This window comes from Streptomyces sp. NPDC006872 (assembly GCF_040635845.1).
GTDB lineage: Bacteria > Actinomycetota > Actinomycetes > Streptomycetales > Streptomycetaceae > Streptomyces.
The window spans coordinates 1,017,441-1,035,887 of sequence record NZ_JBEYIL010000001.1 but is presented as its reverse complement, the minus strand read 5'-3'; the positions used below and the strand labels follow the sequence as shown (position 1 = coordinate 1,035,887).

The 18,447-nt window shown below is 75.5% G+C and carries 1 protein-coding gene; it reads right to left on the bottom strand.

All coding sequences use genetic code 11. The features are described 5' to 3' along the window. Positions 1-11: 11 nt before the first annotated feature. Complete coding sequence (locus ABZ725_RS04705) at positions 12-18,425, bottom strand: type I polyketide synthase (protein WP_358801281.1); 18,414 nt, start codon at positions 18,423-18,425, stop codon at positions 12-14. Positions 18,426-18,447: the final 22 nt, after the last annotated feature.

The window sequence follows — 18,447 nt, the reverse complement described above, 5'->3', positions numbered from 1 at the left end:
CCGTATCCGTCCTAGGCAAGATCGCCGAATTCGCTGTCGATGAACGCGAGCACTTCCGCCCTGGAGGCCGAGGCGAGGGAGTCCTCCTCGCCGCCGCTCCGGGGGGCGTCGGCCTCGACGCGCCGCAGGATCCGGCGCAGCCGGGCGACGACCTCGCCGTGTGCCTCGGCGTCGGGTCCGAGCGCCTCGACGCCGGCCTCCAGCCGTTCGAGTTCGCCCATGACCTGGAGCACCGGGTCGTGCTCGGCGGGCGCGGCCAGCTCCAGCAGGTGCGCGGTGAGCGCGGCCGGGGTGGGGTGGTCGAAGACCAGGGTCGCGGGGACGGTCAGGGCGGTGGCCGTCCGCAGGTGGTTGCGGAGTTCGACAGCGGTGAGCGAGTCGAAGCCCAGCGACTTGAACGCCTGGTCGGGGTCGATGTCGTCGGCCGAGCCGTGGCCGAGGACGGCCGCGGTGTGCTCGCGCACCAGGTCCAGGACGAGCCGGTGGCGCTCGGCCGGGGACAGTCCGGCCAGCCGGTCGCCCAGGGCGGCCGTGCCGGGTGTGCCAGGTGCCGCCGCGGCGCCCGGCGTGCCGGTGGCCGCCGTCCGCCGGACCCGGACCAGGTCCCGCAGCACGGCCGGGACCGGCTGGTCCGCGTACCGGGCGCGCAGACCGGCCAGGTCGAGCCGGACGGGGGTCAGCGCGGGGAGCCGGCCGAGCCGCCCGGCGTCGAACAGGGCGAGGCCGTCGGCGGTGCTGAGCGGGGCGACGCCGGACCGGCTCATCCGCTGCCGGTCGCGTTCCTGGAGCCGTCCGGTCATGCCGCTGGCCTCGCCCCACAGCCCCCAGGCGAGGCTGGTGGCCGGCAGCCCGCGGGCGTGCCGGTGCTCGGCGAGTGCGTCGAGGAAGGCGTTGGCGGCGGCGTAGTTGCCCTGTCCCGCCGCGCCGAGCGTGGCCGAGGCGGAGGAGAACAGGACGAACATGCGGGGCGCGAGGTGCTCGGTGAGCCGGTGCAGGTTCCAGGCGCCCCGCACCTTCGGATGCAGGACGGCGGTGAGCCGGTCCCGGTCCAGCGCGGACACGACCCCGTCGTCGGTGACCCCGGCGGCGTGCACGACCCCGGCGAGCCGATGCCCGGCGGTGAGGGTCTCCAGCAGCCGCCGCACGGCGTCCTCGTCCCCGACGTCACAGGCCTCGACCCGGACGTCGGCGCCCGACTCGCGGACGTCGGCGCGCAGTTGACGCACCTCGGGCGTCTCCTCGCCGCGCCGCCCGGTGAGCGTGACGTGCCGCAGCCCGTGCTCGGTAACGAGGTGCCGGGCCAGCAGGGTGCCGAGGGTGCCGGTGCCGCCGGTGATCAGAACCGTCTCGCCGGGCTCGAAGGAGACCGTGGGGACGGTCAGCACCGCCTTGCCGGTGAGGGCGGCCTGGCTCAGCGCCCGGAAGGCGGCGGTGGCGTCCCGGACGTCCCAGGCGGTGACGGGCAGCGGGGTGAGCACGCCGGACTCGAAGAGCTCCGTGAGGTGGGCGAGGATCTCGGCGAGCCGGTCCGGGCCCGCCTCGCCCAGGTCGAAGGACCGGTAGCGCACGCCGGGATGGTCCGCGGCGATCCGCTCGGGGTCGCGCGGGTCGGTCTTGCCCATCTCGACGAACCGGCCGCCGCGCGGCAGCGACCGCAACGACGCGTCGACGAACTCCCCCGCGAGCGAGTTCAGCACGACGTCGACACCCGTGCCGCCGGTCGCCGCCCGCACCGACTCCTCGAAGTCCAGGGTCCGTGAGGAGGCGAGGTGCGCGCGGTCCAGGCCGCCGTCGAGCAGGGTGTCCCACTTGGGTTCGGAGGCGGTGCCGAACACCTCGGCCCCGAGGTGCCGGGCCACCTGGACGGCGGCCATGCCGACGCCGCCCGCCGCCGCGTGCACGAGCACCTTCTCGCCCGCGCCCAGCCCCGCCAGGTCCACCAGCCCGTAGTAGGCGGTGAGGAAGGCGACCGGGGTGGCGGCGGCGGTCTCGAACGTCCAGCCGTCGGGGATCCGCGTCAGGACCCGCCGGTCGGCCACCGCCACGGGCCCGAACGCCCCGGCGACCATGCCCATCACCCGGTCCCCGGGAGCCAGTCCGGCAACGCCCGGCCCGGTCTCCAGGACGACGCCGGCGCACTCGGTGCCGAGGTCCGCGTCGCCGGGGTACATGTCCAGGGCGATCAGGACGTCCCGGAAGTTCATTCCGGCGGCGCGTACGGCGATCCGCACCGTGCCGTCGGCGAGCGGCTCGGCGGCCTCGGGGCACGGCACCAGGGCGAGGTTGTCCAGGGCGCCCCGGCCGGTGCTGTCCAGCCGCCAGGGGCCGGGACCGGAGGGCACGGCCAGGGACCGCCCGAAGTCCGGACGCACCAGCCGCCGGACGTACGACACGCCCTGCCGTACGGCCGCTTCGGGCTCGCCGCTCCGTACGGCCGCCGCGATGCGCACCGGGTCCGGGACGGCGTCGTCGAGGTCCACGAGCGTGATCCGGTCGGGGTTCTCGGTCTGCGCCGAGCGCACCAGCCCTGCCACCGTGGACTGGTCGAGCCGCACCGACTCCGCGGTCCCCGCGGCGGCTGCGTACCGGGTGCCGATCACCAGCCGGCAGTCGGCCAGCCGGTCGTCGCGCAGCCACCGCTGGAGCAGATCGAGAGCCCACTCGGCGCTGCGCCGGGCCGCGTCGGCGGGGTCGGCGGGGTCGGCGGGGTCGGCGGGGTCGGCGGGGTCGGCGGGGTCGGCGGCGGGATCGTCCGCGGTGTCCTGCGGGCAGCGGGCGAGCACGATGCTGTCGTGCGCCTCCTCGCCGTCCGCGACGGCAGCAGCGAACGCCGCGAGATCCGGATGCCGCCGCCAGCCGAGACCGCCGTCGACGGGATCGCCGCCGAGCAGCACACAGGAGACGGACTCCAGAGCCGCCTCTCCTGCGTCCTCCAGCGGCGACCAGCGTGTGGTGAACAGGGCGTCGTCGAGCGCCGGGGCGCCGCCGCTGTCGCGCAGCCGCTCCGGCGAGACCGGACGCAGCACCAGCGAACCGATGGAGACCACCGGCCGGCCGGCCGCGTCGGCGGCGTGCAGGGTGACCGTGCCGTCCTCGGCCCCGACCCGGAGCCGGACCCGCAGCAGATCGGCGCCGACCGCGTGCACCCGCACCTCGCCCCAGGAGAACGGCAGCCGGGCCGAGCCCGGTTCGTCCGCGGCCCGGGCGGCGGGCCCCATCGCGTGCAGGGCCGCGTCCAGCAGAGCCGGGTGGACGGCGAACCCGCCCGCCTCCTCCGCGGGCAGCCGCACCTCGGCGAACACCTCCTCGCCGCGCCGCCAGGCCGACCGCAGGCCACGGAAGACCGGGCCATAGGCGAACCCGGCGTCGACGAGCCCCTCGTAGAAGCCGTCCAGGGCGACGGGTTCGGCCCCCTCGGCGGGCCAGACGCCGAAGTCCACGGGCGCGGGACCGACAAAGTCCTCGGTAGGGGCCAACAGCCCCTCCGCGTGCCGGGTCCAGCGCGCCTGCTCGTGCTGGTCGTCCGGCTGCGAGTAGACGGCGATCGCACGGCATCCGGCGCCGTCGGGCGCACCGAGCACCAGCCGCAGCCGCACGGCGGCGTTCTCGGCGAGCGCCAGCGGTGTGGCCAGGGTCAGTTCACGCAGCGTGCCGAACCCGACGCGGTCGCCCGCCCAGCAGGCCAGGTCCACGAACGCGGTCCCCGGCACCAGCACCGTGCCCAGCACCATGTGGTCGCCCAGCCAGGGATGCGTCGCCAGCGACACCCGGCCGGTGCACAGCACCTCGTCGCCCTCGGGCGCCGGCAGCCATGCCGTCAGCAGCGGATGCCCCGCCTCCGCCAGCCCGGCCGCCGCCAGATCCCCGGCGGCCACGACCGGCTGCGGCCAGAACCGCCGCCGCTGGAAGGCGTACGTCGGCAACTCGACCGTCCGCGCTCCCGTACCGGCGAACGTCGCCGCCCAGTCGACCTCGGCGCCCGCCACGGACACCGCCGCCAGCGCCTGCAACAGCGAGGCGTCCTCGGGGTGCCGGGCACGCAGGACGGGGACGCAGACGGCGTCGGCCCCGGTCCGGTCGAGGCTCTCCTCGGCCATCGCGGTCAACGCACCACCCGGACCCAACTCCAGGAACTTGTCCACACCCCGCCCCAGCACAGCCACCACACCATCCGCGAAACGCACCGCCTCACGAACATGCCGCACCCAGTACTCCGGCGTCGTCAGCTCCTCACCCGCGATCCGCCCGGACAGGTTCGACACCACCGGAAGGCGCGGCGCACGGAACTCCACCGAGGCCAGCACCTCGGCGAACTCCCCCAGCATCGGCTCCATCCGCGCCGAGTGGAACGCATGACTCACCGCCAGCCGCTTCGTCCGCCGCCCCTGCTCCGAGAGCGTCCGCGCGAGAGCAAGCACCGGCTCCTCGTCACCGGACAACACCAGCGAACGCGGCCCGTTCACCGCCGCCACCGACACACCCACCGGCAACTCCGGCAGCTCGTCCTCCGCCGCCTGGACGGCCACCATCGCACCGCCCGCCGGAAGCGCCTGCATCAACCGACCCCGCGCCGCCACCACCCGGCACGCATCCTCCAACGACCACACACCCGCCACATACGCCGCCGCCAGCTCACCGATCGAATGCCCCAACAGCACATCCGCCCGCACACCCCACGAACCCACCAACTCGAACAGCGCCACCTCCAACGCGAACAACCCCGCCTGCGTGAACACCGTCCGGTCCAACGCCTCCCCGTCCGAGAAGACGACCTCCTTCACCGGACGCTCCAACACCACATCCAGCCGCCCGCACACCTCATCGAAAGCAGCCGCGAACACCGGAAACGCCTCATACAACTCCCGGCCCATACCGAGACGTTGAGAACCCTGACCCGAGAACAGGAACGCCGTCCCACCCTCGGTGACCGTCGCGCCGCCGCCCACCGCGTCCAACTGGGCCAGGAAGTCGGCCTGTTCAGTCCCGACCAGGACCGCCCGGTACTCCAGCCCCGCACGCGCCGTCGCCAGCGAGAAACCCACGTCCACCGGACGCAGATCACGCTCCCGGACATGCGCGGCCAGCCGCCGCGCCTGCTCCCCCAGCGCCTCCGCCGACCGCGCCGACACCACCCACGGCACCAGCCCCGGCACATCGTCCGAAGGCTGCTCCTCAGGAACCTCCGGTGCCTGCTCCAGAATCACGTGCGCGTTGGTCCCGCTGATCCCGAAGGCCGAGACGCCCACCCGCCGGGGACGGTCGTCGGCCCGCGGCCACTCCCGGGCCTCGGCCAGTACCTCCACCGCGCCCGCCGACCAGTCCACCTCGGGCGTCGGCTCGTCCACGTGCAGCGTCTGCGGCAGCACACCGTGCCGCATCGCCAGCACCGACTTGATCACACCCGCCACACCGGCGGCCGCCTGCGTATGACCGATGTTCGACTTCACCGAGCCGAGCCACAACGGCCGCTCCCCCGAACGCTCCTGGCCGTACGTCGCCAGCAGCGCCTGCGCCTCGATCGGGTCGCCCAGCGCCGTGCCCGTGCCGTGCGCCTCCACCAAGTCGACGTCCGCGAGCGTCAGTCCGGCGCCCGCGACCGCCTGGCGGATGACGCGCTGTTGCGAGGGCCCGTTGGGTGCGGTGAGGCCGTTGGACGCGCCGTCGGAGTTCACGGCCGAGCCGCGCACCACCGCCAGCACCTGATGGCCTCGGCGTCGTGCCTCCGAGAGCCGGGTCAGCACCAGCACGCCGACGCCCTCGCCCCAGCCCGTGCCGTCGGCGCCGGCGGCGAAGGCCTTGCAGCGGCCGTCCGGCGCGAGGCCGCCCTGGCGGGCGAAGGCGCCGAAGGCGTCCGGGGTGGCCATCACGGCGACGCCGCCGACGAGGGCGAGGTCGCACTCGCCGCCGCGCAGCGCCTGCGCCGCCAGATGCAGGGCCACCAGCGAGGACGAACACGCCGTGTCCACCGTCAGCGCCGGGCCCTCCAGGCCCAGCGCGTAGGCGATCCGGCCGGACAGCACGCTGCCGACGGCTCCGGTGAGGGCGTAGTCCTGACCGGAGTCCAGGGTGGTGAGGAGGGTGCCGTAGTCGTGGGAGCCGGCTCCGACGAAGACTCCGGTGCGGCTGCCGCGCAGGGACAGGGCGTCCAGACCCGCCCGCTCCAGCGCCTCCCAGGAGGTCTCCAGCAGGAGCCGCTGCTGCGGGTCCATCGCGAGGGCCTCGCGGGGCGAGATCCCGAAGAACGCCGCGTCGAACTCCGCCGCGTCCGGGAGGAAGCCGCCGGTCCGGGAGAACGGCGCGTCGGGGGCGATGTCCCAGCCGCGGTCGGCGGGGAAGTCGCCGATGCCGTCCTTGCCGGCGGCGATCAGGTCCCAGAGCTTCTCGGGGGTGGTCGCCCCGCCGGGGTAGCGGCAGGCCATCGCGACCAGGACGACCGGGTCGTCGGTGAGCGGTACGAGGGCCGCGGAGGCGGAGGAGGCCGCGGAGTCCTCGGAGTCGCCGAGCAACAGGCTGCGCAGCCGGGCCGCGGCCGCCGCGGGTGTGGGGTGGTCGAAGACGAGGGTGGCGGGCAGCCGCAGGCCGGTCGCGGCGGTGAGCCGGTTGCGCAGTTCGACGGCGGTCAGCGAGTCGAAGCCCAGGTCCTTGAAGGGCTTCGCCGGCGCGACGGCCTCGGCGCCGGTGTGGCCGAGGGCGGCCGCCGCGGCCGTCCTGACCAGGTCCAGCAGTTCCCGGTCGCGTTCGGCGGCGGGCAGCCGGGCCAGCTTCGCGGCCAGGTCGGACCCGTCGGCGTCGGCCCGGTCCGCAACGGCGACGCGGTTGGCCTCGGGGATGTCGTCGAGCAGGGGGCGCGGGCGGGCCGCGGTGTAGGTCGCGGCGAAGCGCTCCCAGTCCATGTCGGTGACCGTGAGGGCGGTCTCGTCCTGGTCGAGGGCCTGCTGCAGAGCGTCGAGGGCCCGGTCCGGGTCCATCGAGCGCACTCCGCCGCGAGCGAGTTCGCGGGCCAGGGCTTCGTCGACCATGCCGCCGCCGGCCCAGCTGCCCCACGCCACCGACGTGGCGACGAGTCCGCGCCGGCGCCGGTCCGCGGCGAGCGCGTCGGCGTAGGCGTTGGCGGCGGCGTAGCCGCCCTGGCCGGCGCTGCCCCAGATCGCCGCGCCGGAGGAGAACAGGACGAAGGCGTCGAGGTCGTGGCCGGTGAGGAGTTCGTCGAGGTTGCGGGCGCCCACGGCCTTGGCGGCGACGACGTCGGCGAGTTCGGCGAGTCCGGTCTCGGCCAGCGGCGCGTTGCGGCTGACGCCCGCGGTGTGCACGACGGCGGTGACCGGGAAGCGGTCGGGCGCCGAGGCGAGCGCGGCGGCCAGTTGGTCGCGGTCGGCGACGTCACAGGCGACGATCGTCACCTCCGTGCCGGACGCGCGCAGTTCCTCGGCCAGTTCGGCGGCGCCGTCGGCGGCCGGACCGCTGCGGCTGGTCAGCAGCAGGTGTCCGGCGCCCGCGTCGGCCAGTCGGCGGGCGATCCGGGCGCCGAGGGCGCCGGTGCCGCCGGTGATCACGACGGTGCCGTCCGGGCGGGGCCGCCAGGGGCGTCGTCGTGCGGCCGACCGGTCCAGGGGTGCGCGGACCAGCCTGCGCACATAGAGGCCGGCGGGACGCAGGGCGTACTCCTGCTCGTCGGTGTCGTCGGTGAGCGCGGCCCGCAGCAGGCCGGCGGCGCGGTCGTCGGGGTCGGCGGGCAGATCGACGAGTCCGCCCCAGCGGGTGGGGTTCTCCAGGCCCGCCACCCGGCCGAGTCCCCAGAGTTGGGCCTGGTCGGGGGCGGTGACCTGGTCGGAACGGCCGATGCCCACAGCGCCCTGGGTGAGGCACCACAGGGGCGCGTCGACGTCGGCCTCGCGCAGTGCGGTCAGCAGCGTCACGGTGTCCGCGACGCCCACCGGTACGGCGGGGTGGTCCGGATGCGGCCGGTCGGCGAGCCCGAGCAGGGACACCACGCCCGTCCAGGCGATGTCCGCGGCGGCCCGGCGGAGGTCCGCCGGGGTCGTCACGGCCGCGTCGAGGGCGGTGGCCGCCCATCGGGCGACGGCCGCGTCGGGTTCGTCGGTCACCAGCAGCCAGTCGCCGGTCGGGGCGGCCGCGGCGGGCTGGGCGGCCGGGACGGCCGGGGTCCAGGAGACGCGGTAGCGCCAGCCGTCGACGAGCGCGGAGTCCTTGCTCCGGCGGCGCCAGTCGGACAGCGCGGGGACGAGTTCGCCCAGCGACCGCCCGTCGGGGAGGGCGAGTTCGGCGGCGACGGCGTCCAGGTCACCGCGGTCCACGGCCCGCCACAGCGGCGCGTCCTCCTCCGCCTGGCCGCCGTTCCCCGCCGGGGCGGGCTCGGGCCAGAACCGGACGCGCTGGAAGGCGTAGGTGGGCAACTCGAACGGGCGGACGCCGGTTGCGTCGGTGCCGCCGAGCACCGTCCGCCAGTCCACCGGAGCGCCCCGGACGAACGCCTCGGCCAGCGAGCGCAGGAACCGCTCGGGGCCGCCGTCGTCCCGGCGAAGGCTGCCGACGGCGGCGGCGGTCGGGCCGGTCTCGTCGACGGCGTCCTGCACGGCGGGGACGAGCACCGGGTGCGGGCTCATCTCCAGGAACACGTCGTGCCCCTGGGCGAGGAGCTGCTCGGTGACCGGCCCGAACAGGACGGGCCGGCGCAGGTTGCGGTACCAGTAGGCGGCGTCCAGGCCCGCGGTGTCGAACCGTTCGCCGGTCGTCGTGGAGTGGAACGGGATCCGGCCCGGGCGCGGCGCGATCCCGGCCGCCAGTTCGGTCAGCCGTGCCTCGATCAGCTCCACCTGGGCGGAGTGGGAGGCGTAGTCGACGGGGATGCGGCGGGCCCGCACGCCTGCCGTCTCACACTCGGCGAGGAGTTCGTCGAGCGCCTCGGGTTCGCCGGCGACGACGGTGGAGCGGCGGCTGTTCTCGGCGGCGACGGAGATCCGGCCGTCCCAGCGGCGGATCCGCTCGGCCGTGTCGGCGGGCGACAGCGCCACCGTCATCATGCCGCCCCGGCCGGAGAGTTCCTCGGCGATGAGCGTGCTGCGCAGGGCCACCAGCGCGGCGCCGTCCTCCAGGGACAGCCCGTCGGCCACGCAGGCGGCGGCGATCTCGCCCTGCGAGTGGCCGACCACGGCGGCCGGTTCGACGCCGCAGGACCGCCAGAGCCCGGCCAGCGACACGCTCACCGCCCAGGAGGCGGGCTGGAGCACGTCGACCCGGTCCAGGCCGGGCGCGCCGTCCGTCTGCCGGATGACCTCGGCGAGGGACCAGTCGGTCAGCGGGGCCAGCGCCTCGGCGCAGCGGTCCATCCACTGCGCGAACACCGGCGAGGACTCCCACAGCCGGGCGGCCATGCCGGCCCACTGCGCGCCCTGGCCGGGGAAGACGAAGACGACACGGCCCCGGGTGTCGGCGGCGCCGCGCACCACCCGCGGGTCCTCCGCCCCGCCGGCGAGCGCGGCGAGCCCCGCCGCGCGCTCCGCGGGTCCGTCGGCGAGCAGCACGGCCCGCTCCTGCCACAGCGCCCTGGTCGTCACCAGGGCCCGGCCGACCTCGTCCGGCGCGGCCTCGGGTGTCAGGGGGCGCAGCCGGTCGGCCTGGGCGGCCAGCGCCGGGCCGGAGCGCGCGGTCAGCACCCAGGGCAGCAGCGGGGAGTCGAGGAGGGGCGGCTGCTGCTGCTCGGCCGGGGGCGCCTCGACGGGGACGGGCCCGGGCGCCTGCTCCAGGATCACGTGGGCGTTGGTGCCGCTGACGCCGAACGCGGACACCCCGGCCCGGCGCGGCCGGTCCACGTCCGGCCAGGGCCGGTCGGCGGTGAGCAGTTCGACCGCGCCCTCGGACCAGTCGACCTCGGGGGTCGGCTGCGGGGCGTGCAGGGTCCGCGGCAACTGCCCGTGCCGCATCGCGAACAGCATCTTCAGCACGCCCGCCATGCCGGCCGCGGCCTGGGTGTGGCCGAGGTTCGACTTCACCGAGCCGAGCCACAGCGGCCGATCGGCGGACCGACCCTGCCCGTAGGTGGCCAGGAGCGCCTGCGCCTCGATCGGGTCGCCCAGCCGGGTCCCCGTGCCGTGCGCCTCGACGGCGTCCACCTCGGTCGGCGCGAAGCCCGCGTCGGCCAGCGCCTGACCGATGACCCGCTGCTGGGCGGGCCCGTTGGGCGCGCTGAGCCCGTTGGACGCGCCGTCCTGGTTGACGGCGGTGCCGCGCACGACGCCGAGGATGTCGTGTCCCAGGCGGCGGGCGTCGGAGAGCCGCTCCAGCAGGACGGTGCCGACGCCCTCGCCCCAGCCGGTGCCGTCGGCGTCGGGGCCGAAGGCCTTGCAGCGGCCGTCCACGGCGAGGCCGCGCTGCCGGGAGAACTCCAGGAAGATCTCCGGGCCGGACATCACGGTCACGCCGGAGGCCAGCGCCAGGTCGCACTCGCCCGCGCCCAGCGCCCGCACGGCCAGGTGCAGGGCGACCAGCGAGGAGGAGCAGGCCGTGTCGACGGTCATCGCGGGCCCTTCGAGCCCCAGGGTGTAGGCGATCCGGCCGGACAGCACGCTGGACGCCGTCCCGGTCAGGACATGGCCCTCGACGTCCGCGGAGCCCAGCAGGTCGGAGTAGCTCTCGCCGTTCGATCCGACGAACACGCCGGTGCGGCTGCCGGCGAGGGAGGACGGCACGATGTCCGCCCGCTCCAGCGCCTCCCAGGAGGTCTCGAGGAGCAGTCGCTGCTGCGGGTCCATCGCCAGCGCCTCACGCGGCGAGATCCCGAAGAAGTCGGCGTCGAACTCCGCCACGCCGTCGAGGAAGCCGCCCTCCCGGACGTAGCTGGTGCCGGGGTTGCCCGGTTCGGGGTGGTAGATGCGGTCGAGGTCCCAGCCCCGGTCCGCCGGGAAGGGGCCGATGGCGTCCCCGCCGTCGAGGACGAACCGCCAGAGCTCCTCGGGGGTCCGCACCCCGCCGGGGAACCGGCAGGCGGCCGACACGATCACGACCGGGTCGTCCTGGAGGCGCACGGCCGCCGCGCCCGTCCGCTGCCCGCCGCCCACGGCCCGGGGGCCTGCCAGCACCGCGGTCAGGTGCTCGACGAGCCTGCCGGGCGTGGGATGGTCGAAGATCAGACCGGTCGGCAGCCGCTTCCCGAGGGCTGCGGCGAGCCGGTTGCGGAACTCGACGCCGATCAGCGAGTCGAACCCGAGCGACCGGAAGGTCCGGTCCTCCGGCACCCGGTCGGCGCCCTGGAGCCCCAGCACGGCGGCCACCTCACCGCTCACCAACTCACCGAGAACCACCCGGAGTTCGTCACCGCTGAGCCCACTGAGCCCGTTGAGCGGGTCGGTCACGGGTACGGCGGCAGCGCGTTCGAGCTCCCGCTGCCGGGCCCGGCGCACCTCGGGGACCCCGGTGAGCAGCGGGCTCGGCCGCCCCGGCCCGAAGCCGGCCGCGAACCGCTCCCAGTCGACGTCGGCGACGGTCGCCGCGGGCTCGCCCTCGGCGACGACCCGCCCGAGGACGGCGAGGGCGGCGGCAGGGTCGAGCGGCGCCAGGCCGGTGCGGGCGAGCCGTTCCCGGGCCGCGTCCGTGTGGGCGGCCATGCCGCCGCCGGCCCAGGAACCCCAGGCGACAGCGGTCGCGGGCAGCCCGAGCCCGGCCCGGTGGACGGCCAGGGCGTCCAAGCAGGCGTTGGCCGCCGCGTAGTTGCCCTGTCCGGCCAGCCCCACCGAGCCCGCGAAGGACGAGAACAGCACGAAGACCGCCAGGTCCAGGTCCCGGGTGAGCTCGTGCAGGTTCCATGCCCCGGTCACCTTCGCCCCGGCGACCGCGGCGAACCGCTCGGGCGTGAGCGCGTCCAGCACCCCGTCGTCCAGCACCCCCGCGGCGTGCACGACACCGGTCAGCGGTCGGTCGGCGGGCAGCCCCGCGATCAGCGCCGCGAGGGCGTCCCGGTCGGCCACGTCACAGGCGGCGACGGTCACCTCCGTACCCGACGCGCGCAGCCGCGTGGTCAGTTCGGCGACGCCCGCCGCCTCGGGGCCGCGCCGGCTGGTCAGCAGCACGTGCCCGGCCCCGGCCTCGGCCAGCCACTGTGCGAGATGCGCGCCCAGGGCCCCCGTGCCGCCGGTCACCAGCACGGTGCCCTCGGCGGGCAGCCGCAGACCGGCGGTGCGGTCGTCGTCGGCGCGCGGCCGGACGGCGGCGGCCCGGCCCAGCCGACGGCCGAACAGCCCGGCGGCCCGCAGCGCCACCTGGTCCTCGTCCGTCCCGCCGGCGAGCACGGCGCACAGTCGGGCCCGCGCGACGTCGTCCAGCACGTCCGGCAGATCGACGAGACCGCCCCACCGCTCCGGATGCTCCAGCGCCGCGACCCGCCCCAGGCCCCACACCTGGGCCTGCGCCGGAGCCGACAGCACATCGGACGGACTCACCGACACCGCCCCGCGCGTCACACACCACAGCCGCGCGACGCCACCCAGATCGGTCAATGCCTGCAACAGGACGGCGGTGGCGGCGGCGCCCGAGGACGGCCCGCCGTCGAGCGCGAGCAGCGACAACACTCCCTGTGCGTCCGCGTCGAGCGCGGCCCGCAGCACGTCCGCGACCTCGCCGCGATCGGGCGCAGCGGGGTCGACCTCGACCGTCACGGGCAGCGCGCCGTGCTCCCGAAGGGCAGCCGTCACCTTCCGAGCGACCTCCTCGTGCTCTCCGCCCACGGGCACGACCACGGCCCAACCGCCGCTCAGGGAAGGCCGGAAACCGTCCGGCACGGACGCCCACTCGACGCGGTAGCGCAGCGGATCCCCGGCGGACGCGGACGCCGGCGCGGCCGGCTCGAGCCAGTAACGGCGACGCTGGAAGGCATAGGTGGGCAGTTCGACCCGGCGGGCCCCGTACGGGGCGAAGAACGCGGCCCAGTCCACGGCCAGTCCGGCGGCGTGGAGAGCGCCGACGGCGTTCACCGCGCTGCGGACTTCCGGCTGATCGCCCCGCAGCCCGGGAACGACGGCCACCCCGTGCTCCCGGCCCTGGTCGGCGAGGGTGTCGTGGGCGAGCGAGGTCAGGGTGCCGGCCGGTCCGAGTTCGAGGAAGCGCCGGACGCCTTCACCGTGGGCGGCGCCGATCCCGTCGGCGAAGCGGACCGCCTCCCGGACGTGCCGCACCCAGTACTCGGGGGTGGTCAGTTCCTCGCCCGCGATCCGCCCGGACAGGTTCGACACCACCCGGATGCGCGGCGCACGGAACTCCACCGAGGCCAGCACCTCGGCGAACTCCCCCAGCATCGGCTCCATCCGCGCCGAGTGGAACGCATGGCTGACGGCCAACCGCTTGGTCCGCCGCCCCTGCTCGGCGAGCGTCCGCGCGAGGGCGGCCACCGGCTCCTCGTCACCGGACAGCACCAGCGCACGCGGGCCGTTGACCGCCGCGAGGCACACCCCTGCGGGCAGCTCCGGCAGCTCCTCCGCCAAGGCTTCGACGGCGACCATCGCGCCGCCCGCCGGAAGCGCCTGCATCAGCCGCCCCCGGGCCGCGACGATCCGGCAGGCGTCCGCAGGCGACCACACACCGGCGACGTACGCGGCCGTCAGCTCGCCGATCGAATGCCCCAGCAGCACATCCGCCCGCACACCCCACGAACCCACCAGCTCGAACAGCGCCGCCTCCAGGGCGAACAACCCCGGCTGGGCCCACTCCGTCCGGTCCAGTTCCGCGCCGCCGCCGAACACCACATCCCGCAACGACCCGGGCAGCAGCCCGTCGAAGCCCGCGCAGATCTCGTCGAAGGCTGCGGCGAAGACGGGGTAGGTCTCGTACAACTCCCGTCCCATACCGGCACGTTGGGAGCCCTGCCCGGAGAACAGGAACGCCGTTCCGCCCTCACCGACCGCCGTACCGCCGGTCAGCTCCTCCAACTGATCCAGGAAGTCGGCCTGTTCAGTCCCGACCAGGACCGCCCGGTACTCCAGCCCCGCACGCGCCGTCGCCAGCGAGAAACCCACGTCCACCGGACTCAGATCACGCTCCCGGACATGCGCGGCCAGCCGCCGCGCCTGCTCCCCCAACGCCTCCGCCGACCGCGCCGACACCACCCAGGGCACCAGCCCCGGCACATCGTCCGAAGGCGCCGTCTCGGCGGCCTCCGGCGCCTGCTCCAGGATCACGTGCGCGTTGGTCCCGCTGATCCCGAACGAGGACACCCCCGCCCGACGCGGACGGTCACCCTGCGGCCACTCCCGCGCCTCCGTCAGCAGCTCCACCGCACCCGCCGACCAGTCCACCTCGGACGTCGGCTCGTCCACGTGCAGCGTCTGCGGCAGCACACCGTGCCGCATCGCCAGCACCGACTTGATCACACCCGCCACACCGGCGGCCGCCTGCGTATGACCGATGTTCGACTTCACCGAACCGAGCCACAACGGCCGCTCCCCCGACCGACCCTGCCCATACGTGGCCAGCAGCGCCTGCGCCTCGATCGGGTCACCCAGCGCCGTGCCCGTGCCGTGCGCCTCCACCGCGTCCACGTCGGCGGCGGACAGCCCGGCCGCAGCCAGTGCCTGCCGGATCACCCGCCGCTGCGCGGAACCGTTGGGCGCGGTGAGGCCGTTGGACGCGCCGTCGGAGTTCACGGCCGAGCCGCGCAGCACCGCCAGCACCGGCCGGCCGTCCCGTACGGCGTCCGAGAGCCGGGCGACGGCCAGCACGCCCACGCCCTCGCTCCAGCCCGTGCCGTCGGCGCCGGCGGCGAACGCCTTGCAGCGGCCGTCCGGGGCCAGACCGCCCTGGCGGGAGAACTCGGCGAACATGCCCGAGGTGGCCATCACGGTCACGCCGCCGACGAGGGCGAGGTCGCACTCGCCGCTCCGCAGCGCCTGCGCCGCCAGATGCAGGGCCACCAGCGAGGACGAACACGCCGTGTCCACCGTCAGCGCCGGGCCCTCCAGGCCCAGGGCGTAGGCGATCCGGCCGGACAGCACGCTGGGTGCCGTACCGGTCAGCACATGTCCGTCGGCGTCCGAGGGCTCGTGCAGGCGGGGGCCGTACTCCGAGGGGCTCGCGCCGACGAAGACTCCGGTGCGGCTGCCGCGCAGGGACAGGGCGTCCAGGCCCGCCCGCTCCAGCGCCTCCCAGGACGTCTCCAGCAGGAGCCGCTGCTGCGGGTCCATCGCCAGCGCCTCACGCGGCGAGATCCCGAAGAACCCGGCGTCGAACTCCGCCGCGTCCGCGAGGAAGCCGCCCTCTCCGGGGAAGTCCGCGGCGAGTTCCCACCCGCGGTCCACGGGCAGCGCGGAGACGGCGTCGCCGCCGCCGGACACGAACCGCCAGAGATCCTCGGGCGACCGGATCCCGCCGGGGAGACGGCACCCCATGCCGACGATCACGACGGGATCGTCATGAACGAGCGCAGGCGCCGCCGTCACGTCGTCGGTGTGCGGCAAGGTCCCGTCCGTCCGGAGCCTGCGGGCCAGGGCGTCCGGGGTCGGGTGGTCGAAGAGGAGGGTGGTGGGGACCCGGCGGCCGGTCGCCTCGGTGAGGCGTTCGCCGAGTTCGGCCAGCATCAGGGAGCTGAAGCCCAGTTCCTTGAACGGTGTGTGCGGGGCGACGTCGTCCGCGGAGGCGTGGCCGAGCACCAGGGCCGTGGCCCGCCGGACCAGTTCCGGCGTCGCCGGCCCGCGGACCGGCGATGCCGTCGGTCCGTCCGTCGCACCAAAGGACGACAGCCAGTGCCGACGCCGCTGGAAGGCGTACGTGGGCAGCGCCACGCGTCGGGCGTCGGCCCCGCCGGCCAGCCGCTCCCAGTCCATCGGAACGCCGCGGACGTACAGGGCGGCCAGCGCGGCGAGGGCCGCCGCCGGCTCGGTGCGGTCGCCGCCGCGCAGCAGGGGCACGGCAACGGTCGTGGCGCCTTGCAGACAGTCCCGTGCCATGGCCGACAGGACTCCGTCGGGGCCCAGTTCGAGGAGCGTGGTGACGCCCTGGTCCTCCAGGAGGCGGACGCCGTCCAGGAAGCGGACGGCGGCGCGGGCGTGCCGTACCCAGTAGGCGGGCGAGCGGGCTTCGTCGTCGGTGAGGAGGGCGCCCGTCTCGTTGGAGACGACCGGGATCCGGGGGGCGTGGAAGGTGAGGGCCTCGGCGACCTCGCGGAACTGCGCGAGCATCCCGTCCATGTGCGGGGAGTGGAAGGCGTGGCTGACCCGCAGCCGCTTGGTCTTGCGTCCCTGCTGCGCCCAGTGGGCGGCGACGGCGAGCACGGCGTCCTCGTCGCCCGCGATCACGGTGGAGAGCGGGCCGTTGAGGGCGGCCAGGGTCACCGACTCGGTGACGAACGGCGTCAGTTCGTCCTCGGTGGCCTGGATCGAGACCATCGCGCCGGTCTCCGGCTGTGCCTGCATCAGCCGGCCGCGGGCCGCGACCAGGGTGCAGGCGTCGGTGAGGGTGAGCACTCCGGCGACGTGTGCGGCGGCGATTTCGCCGACGGAGTGGCCGAGCAGCAGCCGCGGGGTCAGGCCGCAGTGCTCGGCGAGCCGGTAGAGGGCGACCTCGACGGCGAACAGCGCGGGCTGGGTGAACTCGGTGCGGTCCAGCAGGGCGGCCTCGGGCGAGCCTTCGGGCGCGAACAGCACGTCCCGCAGCGGCAGGCGCAGGTGCGGGTCGAGGGCCGCGCACACCTCGTCGAGGGCGGCGGCGTACTGCGTCGAGGTCCGGTACAGCTCGGCGGTCATGCCGGGCCGCTGGCTGCCCTGCCCGGTGAAGACGAAGGCGAGCGAGCCGTCGGTGACGGCGCCCTGCACGACGTCCGGGCCGGGCGTGCCGTCGGCGAGGCGGGCGAGTGCGGCCGACGCGTCGTCGGGCCCGTCCGCGAGCAGCACCGCGCGCCGGTCGAACGCGGTCCGGGCGACGGCGAGGGTGTGGGCGAGGTCGGTGAGCCGGAGGCCGGGGTGGGCGTCGAGGTGGGCCCGCAGCCGGCCGGCCTGCTCCCGCAGGGCCTGCTCGTCGCGGCCGGAGACGAGGAGGGGGACCGGTGTGCCGGCCGGGCGGATCCCGGGCTCGGCGGGATGCCCGGCGGCGGGCTGCTCGGCGGCGGGGCCGGTCCACTCGGTGAGGACCACATGGCAGTTGGTGCCGCCCATACCGAAGGAGCTGACGCCGACGACGAGTGGGGCGGACTCCTCCGACCGGGACTCCTCCGACCGGGGCTGCCCCGGCCAGGGCGCGAGTGCCGTGTTCACCCGCAGCCCGAGTTCGGCCAGCGGGATGTCCGGGTTGGGGGTGGCGAAGTTGAGGCTGGCGGGGATCTCCCGGTGGCGGACGCTCAGGACGCCCTTGAGGAATCCGGCGATGCCGGCGGCGCCCTCCAGGTGACCGATGTTGGTCTTCACCGAGCCGACCAGCAGCGGCCGTCCGGGCGGCCGGCCATGGCCGAGGACGGCGCCGAGCGCGGCGGCCTCGACCGGGTCGCCGACCGGGGTGCCGGTGCCGTGCAGCTCCACGTAGCCGACGGCGTCCGGGGAGATCCCGGCCCGTTCGTAGGCGGCGGTCAGCACCGCCTCCTGGCCGTCGCGGTCGGGCACGGTCAGGCCCTCGCCGCCGCCGTCGTTGTTCACCGCGCTGCCGGCCAGCACGCAGTGGACGTCGTCGCCGTCCGCGAGCGCGTCGGCCAGCGGTTTGAGGACGACGACACCGCCGCCCTCGCCGCGCACATAGCCGTTGGCGCGGGCGTCGAAGGCGTAGCAGCGGCCGTCCGGGGAGAGCGCGCCGAAGCGTTCCACGGTGACGGTGCTGTCCTCGGCGAGGATCAGGTTCACCCCGCCGGCCAGGGCCACGGAGCACTCGCCGCGGCGCAGGCTCTCGGCGGCCAGGTGGACGGCGACCAGCGACGAGGACTGGCCCGAGTCCACGGTGAAGCTCGGGCCGCGCAGGCCCAGCGTGTAGGAGACCCGGTTGGCGATGATGCCCCGGTTCAGGCCGGTCGACGTCTGCGGGGTGGCGGCGTCCGCGCCGGCGGCCCGCGACAGGGTGGCGTAGTCGTCGGCGACGGCGCCCATGAAGACGCCGGTGCTCGTGCCGTCGAGCCGGGCGGGGCGGACGCCGGCGTCCTCCAGCGCTTCCCAGGCCAGTTCCAGGACGAGCCGCTGCTGCGGATCCATCGCCGCGGCCTCGCGGGGCGAAATGCCGAAGAAGGCGGCGTCGAACCGGTCGACCGACTCCAGGAATCCGCCCCGGCGGGGTGCGTAGGGCCGGTCCGGGGCGGGGGCGCCGACGGCTTCCGTGCCCTTTCGCAGAAGTTCCCGGAACTCGTCCGGTCCGGCCGCGCCGGGGAGTCGGCACGCCATTCCCACTACGGCTATCGGCCAGGTGGATCGTGCCCGGAATTCAGCAGTGTCTGACTCGGATCCACCCGCCATGTGTTTCCCTTACCTCACTAGG